Below are 11,863 nucleotides of genomic sequence, written 5' to 3' on the forward strand. Positions count from 1 at the left end.
TACGGTATGGTCCGTGGTTAACAGCGAGAAAATAAAATGGAAAAAATAATGAATCGCCGCTATCTATTGATTGCATTGCTGTTTGCGCACGGCCTAGTCAGCTCTGCAGAAACGGCGTCTCCCGCCAAAGCAAAAGGGGCAAACTCGTCAAAGCAAGCGCCGGCGGAACTGTCGGCAATACGTGTCTTTTGCGAAGGGAAAAGCATGGACGCGCAGGTGAGCGTCAATGGCGTTCTGAAAGGGGAATGCCCGATTGACATGGAGGTCAAGACAGGCCTCATCCAGATCAGGGCAACAAAAAAACGTGACGAATACTACGACCAGATATTTGAGCAAAGCTTCACGCTTGGCGCGGGCGTTGCCAAACGGATAGAGGTCGTTTTCAACAAGAGTCCGCAGTTCCGGGCGGAAGCCATTACACGCGTCGATAAAGCTGTTGAGACCAGTGAAAGCGCGATGGAAACCAAGCGGCGCAATGAAATGCCGTCTCTGGAAAATGCTGCTGCCGCCGGCGACGGCGCGGCTATGGCGCGCCTTGGAATGTTCTGGAAACAAGGACTTGCCGGCCCGGTCGACATGAAGAAATCCGTCGACTGGTATAGGAAAGGCGCTGACGCCGGCAACGCCGAGGCCATGTACGAATACGCCTCGCTGTTGGAGAGGGGGTCTCAGGTTTCAAAAAACATGGCGCTTGCCGTCGAGCTTTATCAAAAAAGCGCAGCGCTAGGAGAGTACCGAGCGCTTCAGAAAATGGGAATGTTCATGGAAAAAGGCAGCAATGGAATTCAAAAAAATACTCGCATGGCCACTACTTATTACATCAAAGCGGCGGAGGCCGGCAGCAAGTTGTCTGCGTTGATGTATTGGAGAACCTTGCCTGAAGCCGAGAAGGACGCCGGCTTGGCGACCGAGGATAAATTATCCGAAGCCGCGACCGGGATCCAGCTTCGTAGAGCGGAAGCCGGCGAGGATTTTGAGGCCCTTACCGATGCGGCATCGACCTACGCCTTCGGGGTCTACGGGAATGCGAAGAATCCCGAGCGAGCCTTGACCTATTATCGAATGGCATTGCGGCAACAGAAAAAAATTGCGGCCGCGGGAGATGCGGTCGCTAACTATCAACTGGGATACTGGTATGAAGTGGGAGCGATAGGTTTGACTCCGGATACAAAGGACGCGGCGCGTTATTACAAACAGGCGCAGCAGCTTGGTTATCCCGAAGCTACCGACGCACTAAACAAATTGCAATCGAATTAGGAAATCCGATCTGAGAATTGGTCCGCTTCTGGCCGAGGCTAATGGAATGGTACCCCGAGTTCGTAATGTGTTTTGGCCTCGTCAAAGTCGGCACCGAAAGGCTTCCGGCTACTTAAACAAACCGTGTTTGAAAACCCATCGCTCATGCCATCGCTGAGCATTCATCAGACGCCGTATTCGCTCTTTATACTTATCTGGAGAAAGCGGACGCTTGCTCTTGTGGCGGGTACCATTGCAATACAAACACGCGGCGACAATATTTGTTTGCAATGTCGCCCCTCCAGCGCAACGAGCCTGTAGGTGCTCGCCTGTACACTGCAAACGCTTGGCCTGGCCAACTGTAATTTTGTGTTTCTTGATGAGTTCAGCGGGATCGCGCTGCCACATTGGCACATTACAGTAAAAACAGCGGCCCGATTGGCGGGTGAACGCGACAGAACGAAGACGAGATAGAGAGGTAGTCATGAGCAGCTCCGATATTTAAAGGAACCCGCTCGTTGTCACAACATCACGGGAACCAGCAGAGTCACTCCGACTGGCAAAAAAGGCACTCTTCATAGAGATACCCAAACCCCTCAGTTGCAAGAGGTGAAAAAATTATACACAAAATTTCTCGCAATAGGAGCGGATGTAGAAGTTTTCTAACCCGTAATGATGCTCATAATCTAGTTCGAACTGAATGCTTAAAGCGGAGCCAAGGAATCGGCGGAGGTCCCCATTCCGGTACCGAAGTCGTACGAGACTTCTTTAAGCTCCGCCAGAAGAACGTCGCCCAGTGAGCCAGGATTAAACCATCCCAGTGTGTCGGCCCTCATCAGCGCGTCCATCCGGCGATTGATTTCCTGTTTAACTAGCGGTCATTGCTTTGCCCTTTCAATCAGGGCCATCACATCAACGAACGCTGCTTCGTCACTGCGAGGCGGATTATCAGCAACCCACCTCCCCGCTTCTGCTATTGCCTCCTCAAACTGGAAACCACGCGCCATAATCAATCGGTAAGCAATGTTATTGACGCGCCGTAGATCCTCTCCGGGAAAGCCTGACGCAATATCCCGCTGCACAAGATCAAATCGAAATCGTGCCAGCACATCTCCCGTGCCGACTTCATTTTCCGATTTGACGTGGATTTGCGGTGGATCGGGTGGAACAAGTGGAACGGGAATAGCGAGTCCTAGGTGTTCATTGGGTTTGCGGGGTAGTGCATCAGTGTTCGAGTTTGTTTTTGTCGCGGTGGAACATAATGGGCCAGGTGGAACAAGATAGATTTCTGTTCCATTTGTTCCATCTTGACCTATTGCAGTTGAGTGCGCAGGTGGAACGGTGAAATCCTTGTATTCATTGGGTTTGCAAGGCGGTGTTCCATTTGTTCCACCCGCCCCACCATTTGTTTGCATGTTTCCTGCTTTTGGTTTAAATGCATCTAGCCACATATTCAGTCCCCCAGCACTTTTGACGTGAACACATAGCATCTCGTTGAGCCAATTCCCGGCAATCGTTTTTTCTGCGATGTTTTCCCGTCCTTGTCAGACTCCAGCCACCCTTCTTCTTTCAAAACCTTTGTGACGGTCTTCGTATCGAACCCGGCACATACGTCGCGCCTGTATGCTTCGGGCAGCACAAAATATTCCTGTCCTTCGTCTGTCGTTTTCCTGAAGCCCGCTCGATTGATCGTGACTCTACCGGAGGTGTCCTTTATATCTGAGAATCTTGATTCTCCATGCGATTCAAAGAACGCCTTTACGCTAGCTAAAATCGCGGTTTTCTCCTGATTCCCTCCGCCGCCCCGACTGTCGAGCCATGACCGAAAACATGTTGCCGCCGCCGCTACTGCTTCACCTTGCTGCCATCCGGTAATGCCTGCCCCGGTTGCGTACTCGCCGGCAATGGCAATGACGGCGAACTTGTTGCAGACACGCTCTGCTTGTCCACCTGCGTCACGTGGCAAGTGGTTCGCGACAAAGGCGTTCATTGCCGTTTTTAGAGCAGCTGGAAAATTTTCCAGATCACCGGTAAGTTGCTCCAAGAAGGCAATTGCAGGCGTGCCGTAATAAGTCTGGGTGGCCTCTTTGATAGCATCCGACAACTTCGCGCCGCCCTCATAGCCGTGTAACTCCTCAAACAAGCCTTGACCCGCACCGGCATCGGCTGCAATGTCGATCATGCGTACCTCTTGGCCTGCCTTGGCAATTCTGCCGCCGTCGCGCATATGCTGTGCCAGTCCAATCTCACCTGAGCTGACAATCATCAAGCGCCACGTCTTTCGTTGCTTTGCCTCACCTGTGCGTCCGGCACGCCCTTTGCCCGTGCCGTTGCCAATCATGTACACAATGCTGCCAACTTCTTTCGGGTCTACCTCGGCCATTTCGTCCAGAATAAGCGCCGCATCGTTGTGAAGCGCACAAGTACCTTCCAATGCATTCCCTGTGGCCCTCCAACTCTGTTTAAATGCTGAACTGCCATAGACCGAAGCAGCGACCAATTGCGCCGTACTCTTCCCTGTTGAACTGCCGCCGACAAAATGGATTCCACCAGACTCCTGCCCGGCATGATGAAGAATCATCCCGGCGAATGAGGCAGACAAAGCAAAGATTAGGCGACTATTCCCGGTGCAAAGCTGCGCTACGCTGTTGCGCCACTGGTCAAGTGTACCGCCTTGCAGGTATTGACAGATCGTCTTACTTCCCGATTGATACAGAACAATTTCCTTGCTTTCCCCGATGGTGCGATCTGGCATGACGAACACGTTATCAAACCAGCCCGTTTGCTGAACGCAGCGCGCCCTGGCCTTGGGCACGCATTCGATTAGGTATTCCGCCAGCTTGTTCCGGGCTGTTATGCTGGGTGCTATGGCCAATCCTTGACGCGACAACTCCCGCCGCATATCTGCGCCATCACTTGCCAACATTTCCATGGGAACTGCCCATTTATGGGAGACTCCATCGGCATCATTGAACTTGATCACTCGCCCCCAGTTCTCGGATGAACGATCTCGAATTAACGCAATGACGTACAGTTCAGAACACACGCGAATAGTCCTCGACTCGCGGTCTCCCGATTGGTCGGGGGTAAAAAAGACGCCTGATTTAGATACGACAAAACCTTTGGGCATACCGTCAATATGCTTAATAGGTTGATCGGCGCGACTCTTTGCCAGTAGCTCTCGCAACTCGATCAAGTCCGGCTCGGCGGGTACGATTTTCATTTTCCCGGATATGGCGGCTGGGCTCATACCGCCCCCAATTTGAGAAATGCAACACGCTTTGTGTCCAGGTCAACAATTTGCAGCCGTCGAGGCCTTGCCTTTAACAACGCCTTGCAGATTTTCCACAGAATGCTGTATCGAATCAGGTCTCCGCAATAGGTTAGCACTACGTCCAGGCCTGCTACTGATAGACATTCGTCGTCAGTTGGCAGATCATCGAATTCAATTTTTATCGAGTTGAATTTTGGTGGCGTGATACCAAGGCCAAGCCAAACAATACGCTTGTCAGGCATACCGCCTGCATCAACGGCTTCTTTCAATTGAACTAGCGCGCTCATATCGCACCGCTAATGTTGGATTCGTCGGGACGTGTGATTTCATGAGCTACCGCGCCAACGGTGGCTTTCTTTTTGTCTGTCATATCGTCCCCTTAAGCTACGTTAGAGGTAATGACGCGACTTTCTACCCACGCATCAATATCGGAACTCAACCATCCTACGGCTCGAGAACCCAATGACACTGATCGCGGGAAATTCCCACTTTTTATGAATTCGTAGATTGTGCTGCGAGATAGTCCGATTTGGACTTTTAACTCTGCCATTCGCAAGATGCGTTTGGACGTGGTGATACGCTTTTTATGAAGCGCGGTTTGAAGTATTTCTGTATAGCGGGATTTTTGCGGGATGTGGGACGCTCGATCACTATCAGGATCGCCATCGCCACCATCATCGTCATCGCCAGCAGCTCCTGCGGTCGCGCCGTCGCTGCCAGGAGATTCAATTGCACAATCAGCCGTTACTGCTGCCGTCGTACCTTTGTATGATGGGCCACCAGCGTGACGAGACATGCATGCGTTATAAATATCACTGCCATACGACCTTTGGAGCTTAGTCACGGCGCCTTCCCTTTCCAAACCACTTAATAGATTTACCGTGCGCCCGTTTTTACAAATTAATTTCATTGCATTTCCTAAAAAATAAAGCGTCTCGTAACCTCGGCATTGTCCAGCTCTGTCGGGGGACGGCAATTCTAGTCCAGAACTGTCTAGGGGTACAAGTAATAAAATGGGCGGTTTATATAGTAATCCTCTCCTCTCTAAACCCGCTGCGTTCCTGCTGCCACTAGATCAGATTGAAAATCTCACCTGCGCGCAACATAAGGAGATTGTCCGCTGGATTCAGCAGCACAGATAAAGCATAAAGCCGTGGTTCCTTAGTGAGGAAGCGGGTAGAAAACTATCTTGGCCAATCAAATGCGGGCATTCTTATGCCGCCTTACCAAATTGCCCGATTACAACCTTGCGACCTTCATTGATCTGTGCATCCACGAAATTCGCCCATAGTTGCAGAATCTTGCGGCGCTCATCCGCATACTCTGCGCGGTTATAAACGCCTTTGATTCCTTTGATTGAGTGCGCCAGCGCCTTCTCAATGGCATCGGATGACTGGCCCATTTCATGCAAGTGCGTCGACGCTGTACGGCGGAAGTCGTGAATGACGAAATGTTGCACATCGGTATTCATGGCCCTAACTGCGGCATTGAGGGTAGATTTGGCGATTGGTCGATCTTCACAATAGCCGCGGCGCATTGGCAATATGTAGCGGTCACTATGCGACAGCTGCCACAATTCGGTTAAGAGGGTAATCGCCTGGCTTGATAGGTGTACCCAATGTTCGCGGTCCTTCTTCATTCGCTCAGCGGGAATGCGCCAGATGCCGGTAACGAAATCAAATTCGGACCACTCGGCCTCGATTAGTTCAGATTTGCGCACCATCGTGATGACCAAGAGGTGTAACGCCAACTTTGAAGGGCGCGCCATATCGGATGCATATACGGTGCGCAGCACGCTGCCGATCTCGTCGGGGGTGAGAACGCGCGTACGGCTTTGAGGTGTTGCGATAAACCGTGCGACAAGTTGCTGTGCGGGATTGGCTGTGGCTACCTGCCGCGATATCGCGTATTCATACATACGCTTAATGACGTTACGAGTGACGAGCGCAGACTGTGGTGAGCCGCGACCCTTGATCCGATCACAGATGGCTAACACGTCGCCTGCTGTTACTTCGGATAGCGCTTTGTTGCCGATGGCCGGAAATATGTCCTTATCAAGCTGACGCCTCGTGATGGTGCGATAGGACTCCGATTTATGCGCGATCTCTGCTTGATACCAGTAGTCAGCGAATTCCCGTATAGAGTTAAGCACCTTGGATGTGCCTCGATCTTTCTTGGCGTCTGCGATCGGGGAAACGCCGCTAGCGACAACCTCAGCGTAGCGCCGGCGCCGCTCACGTGCATCTTGTAGGCCGACCGCTGGATAGTCGCCGATAGTAACAACAGGCTGCTGTTTGCCATGTAGCCGATACCGGTACCGCCAGATCTTCGCGCCTGATGTCATGATCTCAAGCGTCAAACCTTCACCATCCGAAACGGAATAGCGCTTGGCTTTTGGTTTCAGAGCCTTGATACGAGTGTCATTGAGTGGGTTGGCAATTTTTGGCATTTTGAGTACACGGTAAAAAATATCGCAAGATTTGTGTACTCAAGTGTGTACTTAAAACCACTGGATGTCAACGGACGGCTTCGGACGTCACAGGGCATTTACCTTATACTTTATGAGGCTTTTAAGGTGTTTTGTGGATGTCGTTGGACGTTATTGGATAACTGTTTATTTTCCGATACAAAACCGAGAAAAAATCACCCCCAGCAAATCATCCGGCGTAAACGCCCCGGTAATACTGCTGAGCTTGTCCTGCGCCAGCCGCAACTCTTCCGCAAACAAATCAAGCGACTGATCGTTGACGCGGTTGTCGAGCGACGCGTGCTGATCGGCAATATCCAGATGATCCCGCGCTGCCTTAAGCGCAATCAAATGCCGCTCGCGGGCCAGGTAACGCGATTCGCCGGTTTGCTGCCAGCCGGCGATGCGTAGCAACTCTCCACGCAGCAGGTCGATACCAAGATGGTCGGTAGCTGACAGGTAAATATGGGTAGCGTCGTTCATCACATCGACCGCAGGCCGGTGGCCGGACTGGTCGATCTTGTTCCAGATGCGGATGATCGGCGCGCTGTTCGGGAAGCGGGCGACGATTTTTTCATCCGCCAGCGACGGGCCGTGATTGGCGTCCAGCATGTGCAGGATTACATCGGCGCTGGCCACTGCGGCCCAGGTACGCTCGATGCCGATCCGTTCCACTTCGTCGTTGGCATCTTCGGCTTCGCGGATGCCGGCGGTGTCGATGATGTTGAGCGGGATGCCTTCCAGCTGGATGGTTTCAGTTACCTTGTCGCGGGTGGTGCCGGCGATCGGCGTGACAATGGCGACATCGGATCCGGCCAGCACATTCAGCAAGGACGATTTACCGACATTCGGCTGGCCCGCCAGCACAATGTTCAAGCCATCGCGCAGCAAAGCACCCTGCGCGGCCTGGCTGAACACGTTATCCAGCGTACTGCGAATATTCGCCAACTGGCCGCGCGCATCGGATTTCTCCAGGAAGTCGATTTCCTCTTCCGGAAAGTCCAGCGTCGCTTCAACCAGCATGCGCAGATTGGTAACCTGCCCTACCAAGGCGTGGATCACTTTGGAAAACGCGCCGGACAACGATTCCGAAGCAGATTTGGCAGCCGCCTCGGTGGACGCTTCAATCAAGTCGGCCACCGCTTCAGCCTGGGCCAGATCCAGCTTGTCGTTGATAAACGCACGTTGCGTGAATTCGCCCGGCTCCGCCATCCGCAGTCCGATATCTGCACCTGCCTCCAGGCAGCGAGTCAGCAGCATCTGCAACACCACCGGGCCGCCATGGCCTTGCAGCTCCAGCACGTCCTCGCCGGTATAGGAATGCGGCGCCTTGAAATAGATCGCCAGCCCCTGGTCGATGACACTGCCGTCGGTATTCTTGAAAGGCAGATAGGTGGCGTGGCGCGGGGTCAGCTTGCTTTCCGGAACGCCGCAAACGGCTTCAATCAGGGAGCCCAGCTGCTTGCCGGAAATACGGACTACGCCAATGCCGCCGCGTCCTGGTGCGGTGGCAATTGCGGCGATGGGAGAGGAATCGAAAGACATGGAATTATTCTACGAGGGTTGTTGGATAATAGAAACAACGATAAGCAAATGGCCACAAAAAAGCCCGTGAATTTTTAATTCACGGGCTTTTTTACGACAATCGGTATATCCGATTTTAAGCCTTGGCCGGACCTGCACCCATCTTGCGGGTAATCACCCACTGCTGTGCAATCGACAGCACGTTGTTGGTGACCCAGTACAGCACCAGGCCGGACGGGAAGAAGAAGAACATGACCGAGAAAATCAGCGGCATGAACATCATCACCTTGGCTTGCATCGGATCCGGCGGAGTCGGATTCAACTTGGTCTGGATGAACATCGAAATCGCCATCACAACCGGCAAGATGTAGAACGGATCCGGTGCTGCCAGATCGTGGATCCAGCCCAGCCACGGTGCGTTACGGATTTCGACGCTGGCCAGCAACACCCAGTACAGCGAGATGAACACCGGAATCTGCACCACGATCGGCAGGCAGCCGCCGAGCGGGTTGATCTTCTCGGTCTTGTACAGCTCCATCATGGCCTGGTTCATCTTTTGCGGTTCGGATTTGAAACGCTCGCGGATCGACGTCATCTTAGGCGTGACCAGTTTCATCTTGGCCATGCTGCGATAGCTGGCAGCCGACAATGGGAAGAACGCCAGTTTGATCAGCACGGTCAGCGCGATGATGGTCCAGCCCCAGTTGCCGAGGACTTTGTGGATTTGCGTCATCAGCCAGAAAATCGGCTTGGCGATGATTGTCAGCCAGCCATAATCCTTGACCAGTTCCAGGCCAGGAGCAATAGCTTCCAGGTCAGCCTGCACTTCCGGACCGGAATACAGACGCGCATCCATAGTTACGCTGGCGCCCGGAGCAATCGTGCCCAGCGGCAGGATGTTGCCGACTGCATACAGGTTAGTAGCGATCTTCTTGGTGAAGATTTCGCGCGGCGCCTTGTCTTGCGGAATGAACGCGGAGACAAAGTAATGCTGGATCAGTGCAAACCAGCCGTCGTCAGACTTGGTTGCATGGTCGGCTTTGCCGCTTTCGATCTTGTCGAAGGCAAACTTCTGGAACTTGCTGGCATCGGTATACACCGAGGCGCCAGTGAAGGTGTGCACAAAACGCTGTTCGCCTTCTGGTGCATTGCCGTCACGCACCAGTTGCAAGTACAGCGAAGGCGACACTGGCGCGGCGCTGTCGTTGGTAACTGTGTGCTTGATGTCGATCGAGTAATCGCCGCGCTTGAAGGTGTAGGTCTTGGTCAGCTTGACGCCGCCTTCGGTCGATTCCAGCACCAGCTGCACCTGGTTGCCGTTGTCCATAGTGCGGGCGCCCGGCAAGGCCGTGAATGGCGACTTGTGGTTAGGGAAAGGACCGCCGATCAGGCCGGTTTCAGCCAGATAGGTACGGATCGCGCTGTGGTCGAACAACACCAGGTTCTTGGTCGGATCGACCGTGTCCTTGTGGTGCAACAGTTCCAGGCGTGTCAGTTCACCGCCAACCGTATCGATGTCAGCTTTGACGACATCGGTAGTGATGGTGATGATTTGGCCTTTGGTGTCCGCCGCAGTGGCAGGCACGGCGCTAGCCGATGCACCGGCGGCGCCGGTGACAGCAGATGCTGCAGAAGCTTGCGGCACCGAAGTGCTGGCGTCGGCTGACGCAACAGCGCTGGCAGAGCCGGCAGGACCGGTTACAGCCGGCACAGTCTGGTTAGCACTTGGGAAGAACAATGACGGCTGGCCGTTATGGCGCTGCCATTGATCCCAAAGGAACAACAGCGAAACCGAAAATACAACCCACAGGACGGTACGTTTGATATCCATAAGAGTATTTATCTATGATTCAGGAATGGCCGCAACCACACGATCGGGAAACCGATGCGGGTTTGGTTGCAGAGGGAGATGTGGATGACTGGTGTGGCGGAACCGGATCGAGTCCGCCTGCATGCCACGGATGGCATTTGCACAGGCGACGTCCGGCCAGCATGCTGCCCTTCAGGGCGCCATGCGTGCGGATAGCTTCGGCTGCGTAATCGGAGCAGCTGGGATAAAAACGGCAATTCTGTCCCAGAAACGGGCTGATGCCCAGTTTGTAGAGGCGCAACAGGAACAGTAGAGGCATTTTCATGACAGCTTTTTTCCTTCTTCTTCCGGGCCTGGACTATGGGCTAGTGCTATCTATAGCCAGGCTGGAACAATACAAGCCCTGAAATTATCGATACAAATACGACGTTACAAGGCTGCACTGCTACGGCGTACCAGCCGCCAGACGTTGCGAGGCGAACAACTGCTTTAGTTCGCCATGTAGCTCTCGCTTCAAGCGCGCAGTCGTAGCCGGGCCTGCTTTGGTGTTTACCGGTTTGGATAAACGCACAACGCAGTCGATTGGCGGCAATGGTGTCAGACGAAACAACTCACGCGTAACCCGTTTTACCGTGTTACGCGTCACAGCGCGTGGTGCCAGCCGTTTTGCCGCCACTACGCCCAGACGGGCATGCGGCAGCGCATTAAGGCGGGTATACAACACGAAATGCGCCGTTCTAAAGACAGGGCGCAAACGAAAAACGGATGAAAATTCATCCGTTTTAACGATGCGCCGTTTACGTGCAAAGTCTTGGACGCAGTTTTCGCACTTCTTTAAACGGTCGTCTGAATTCTCTGTCACGCAAGCAACGCTTTAAGCGTCAGGCTTGAGATTAAGCTGCCAGACGCTTGCGGCCTTTGGCGCGACGTGCATTGAGCACAGCGCGGCCACCGCGGGTTGCCATACGGGCGCGGAAGCCGTGAGTACGCTTACGGCGCACGACGGAAGGTTGGTAAGTACGTTTCATGTTGGTCTCGCTAATCAGCAAAAATAAATCGGATCTTCACACTCAGAGCGCTGGGTTTTTACCCTTTCGCCATTGGATCTGAGCCTGGTCGCCACGGTTTCGAATAACGAAATCGGGACAAGTACAGAGAGCAGTCAACACGCAAACCGGCAATTCAGCGGACAGTGAACCTTGAATTAGAACCCATTTTCTGCTTGTTTGTCAATCACTTAGCGGTTTTTTACACTTAGGCTTTTTACTTTAATAGTCGGTATTAATTGGCCGTGCCTGTGGATAACTTGCGCCGGCAAGGGTAGAATAGCGGCTTATGTGTGGCACGCCCGCCAGTTATGCATTGCTCAGTAGTACGAAATTCATTACTGAACCCAGCGTGCAATAAAAATAACGGGGGGTTGTTGGATTTAGGTCATCGAAGCGAAAAAATAGCTGGGCGAGGCCAGATTTTGCCGTGATCGAAGCGTCAATAGCGAGCTATTGACCGAGAGCGCGGTGAAATATGGGCCGGCCAGCTGTTTTTGCAGCCG

General features: G+C 53.2%; 12 protein-coding genes. 1 reads left to right on the forward strand and 11 read right to left on the reverse strand.

From position 1 onward, the window contains the following. Positions 1 to 48: 48 nt before the first annotated feature. The gene (locus BM029_RS05335; RefSeq protein WP_170850992.1) at positions 49 to 1,257 is read left to right on the forward strand and encodes a tetratricopeptide repeat protein; all 1,209 of its coding nucleotides are present in this window, start codon (positions 49 to 51) and stop codon (positions 1,255 to 1,257) included. 108 nt (positions 1,258 to 1,365) lie between these two features. Here BM029_RS05335 and BM029_RS26550 read toward each other — a convergent pair whose 3' ends face one another. The 11 genes from BM029_RS26550 to rpmH all read right to left on the reverse strand — a co-directional run bounded on the left by BM029_RS26550 (position 1,366) and on the right by rpmH (position 11,339). Continuing rightward, the gene (locus tag BM029_RS26550; protein WP_371329083.1) at positions 1,366 to 1,722 is read right to left on the reverse strand and encodes an HNH endonuclease; all 357 of its coding nucleotides are present in this window, start codon (positions 1,720 to 1,722) and stop codon (positions 1,366 to 1,368) included. A gap of 392 nt (positions 1,723 to 2,114) precedes the next feature. Further along, complete coding sequence (locus BM029_RS25550) at positions 2,115 to 2,687, reverse strand: hypothetical protein (protein ID WP_139217200.1); 573 nt, start codon at positions 2,685 to 2,687, stop codon at positions 2,115 to 2,117. A gap of 2 nt (positions 2,688 to 2,689) precedes the next feature. After that, positions 2,690 to 4,486: a DUF927 domain-containing protein gene (locus BM029_RS05345; RefSeq protein WP_092433335.1), complete on the reverse strand. Its 1,797-nt coding sequence runs from the start codon at positions 4,484 to 4,486 to the stop codon at positions 2,690 to 2,692. After that, a complete protein-coding gene (locus tag BM029_RS05350; RefSeq protein WP_092433337.1) occupies positions 4,483 to 4,797 on the reverse strand; it encodes a hypothetical protein in 315 nt (104 codons plus the stop codon). The genes BM029_RS05345 and BM029_RS05350 overlap by 4 nt, the downstream gene beginning before the upstream one ends. 92 nt (positions 4,798 to 4,889) lie before the next feature. Then, entirely contained in the window at positions 4,890 to 5,420 is a 531-nt protein-coding gene (locus BM029_RS26235) for a helix-turn-helix transcriptional regulator (protein WP_244544918.1), read from the reverse strand. A gap of 303 nt (positions 5,421 to 5,723) precedes the next feature. After that, complete coding sequence (locus BM029_RS05360; RefSeq protein ID WP_092433338.1) at positions 5,724 to 6,959, reverse strand: tyrosine-type recombinase/integrase; 1,236 nt, start codon at positions 6,957 to 6,959, stop codon at positions 5,724 to 5,726. Between the two features lie 165 nt (positions 6,960 to 7,124). After that, positions 7,125 to 8,522 (reverse strand): tRNA uridine-5-carboxymethylaminomethyl(34) synthesis GTPase MnmE, encoded by a 1,398-nt coding sequence (gene mnmE, locus BM029_RS05365; protein WP_092433340.1) that lies wholly within the window; start codon positions 8,520 to 8,522, stop codon positions 7,125 to 7,127. A 115-nt stretch (positions 8,523 to 8,637) separates the two neighbouring features. Then, positions 8,638 to 10,332, reverse strand: coding sequence for a membrane protein insertase YidC (gene yidC / locus BM029_RS05370; protein ID WP_092433341.1), 1,695 nt, complete (start codon positions 10,330 to 10,332; stop codon positions 8,638 to 8,640). Positions 10,333 to 10,351: 19 nt separating this feature from the next. Next, positions 10,352 to 10,636, reverse strand: coding sequence for a membrane protein insertion efficiency factor YidD (yidD, locus tag BM029_RS05375; RefSeq protein WP_092413065.1), 285 nt, complete (start codon positions 10,634 to 10,636; stop codon positions 10,352 to 10,354). A gap of 120 nt (positions 10,637 to 10,756) precedes the next feature. Next, a complete protein-coding gene (gene rnpA, locus BM029_RS05380; protein WP_092433343.1) occupies positions 10,757 to 11,173 on the reverse strand; it encodes a ribonuclease P protein component in 417 nt (138 codons plus the stop codon). A 31-nt stretch (positions 11,174 to 11,204) separates the two neighbouring features. Next, positions 11,205 to 11,339, reverse strand: a complete 135-nt coding sequence (gene rpmH / locus BM029_RS05385; protein WP_061535510.1) for a 50S ribosomal protein L34 — start codon at positions 11,337 to 11,339, stop codon at positions 11,205 to 11,207. Positions 11,340 to 11,863 lie beyond the last annotated feature (524 nt).

It is taken from the genome of Collimonas sp. OK607 (assembly GCF_900111995.1).
GTDB lineage: Bacteria > Pseudomonadota > Gammaproteobacteria > Burkholderiales > Burkholderiaceae_D > Collimonas.

Excerpts from the sequence above, each read along its gene's own strand:
- BM029_RS05335 (WP_170850992.1), top strand. The coding sequence starts at position 49 with ATGAATCGCCGCTATCTATTGATTGCATTGCTGTTTGCGCACGGCCTA.
- BM029_RS26550 (WP_371329083.1), bottom strand. The coding sequence starts at position 1,722 with ATGACTACCTCTCTATCTCGTCTTCGTTCTGTCGCGTTCACCCGCCAA.
- BM029_RS25550 (WP_139217200.1), bottom strand. The coding sequence starts at position 2,687 with ATGTGGCTAGATGCATTTAAACCAAAAGCAGGAAACATGCAAACAAAT.
- BM029_RS05345 (WP_092433335.1), bottom strand. The coding sequence starts at position 4,486 with ATGAGCCCAGCCGCCATATCCGGGAAAATGAAAATCGTACCCGCCGAG.
- BM029_RS05350 (WP_092433337.1), bottom strand. The coding sequence starts at position 4,797 with ATGAGCGCGCTAGTTCAATTGAAAGAAGCCGTTGATGCAGGCGGTATG.
- BM029_RS26235 (WP_244544918.1), bottom strand. The coding sequence starts at position 5,420 with ATGAAATTAATTTGTAAAAACGGGCGCACGGTAAATCTATTAAGTGGT.
- BM029_RS05360 (WP_092433338.1), bottom strand. The coding sequence starts at position 6,959 with ATGCCAAAAATTGCCAACCCACTCAATGACACTCGTATCAAGGCTCTG.
- mnmE (WP_092433340.1), bottom strand. The coding sequence starts at position 8,522 with ATGTCTTTCGATTCCTCTCCCATCGCCGCAATTGCCACCGCACCAGGA.
- yidC (WP_092433341.1), bottom strand. The coding sequence starts at position 10,332 with ATGGATATCAAACGTACCGTCCTGTGGGTTGTATTTTCGGTTTCGCTG.
- yidD (WP_092413065.1), bottom strand. The coding sequence starts at position 10,636 with ATGAAAATGCCTCTACTGTTCCTGTTGCGCCTCTACAAACTGGGCATC.
- rpmH (WP_061535510.1), bottom strand. The coding sequence starts at position 11,339 with ATGAAACGTACTTACCAACCTTCCGTCGTGCGCCGTAAGCGTACTCAC.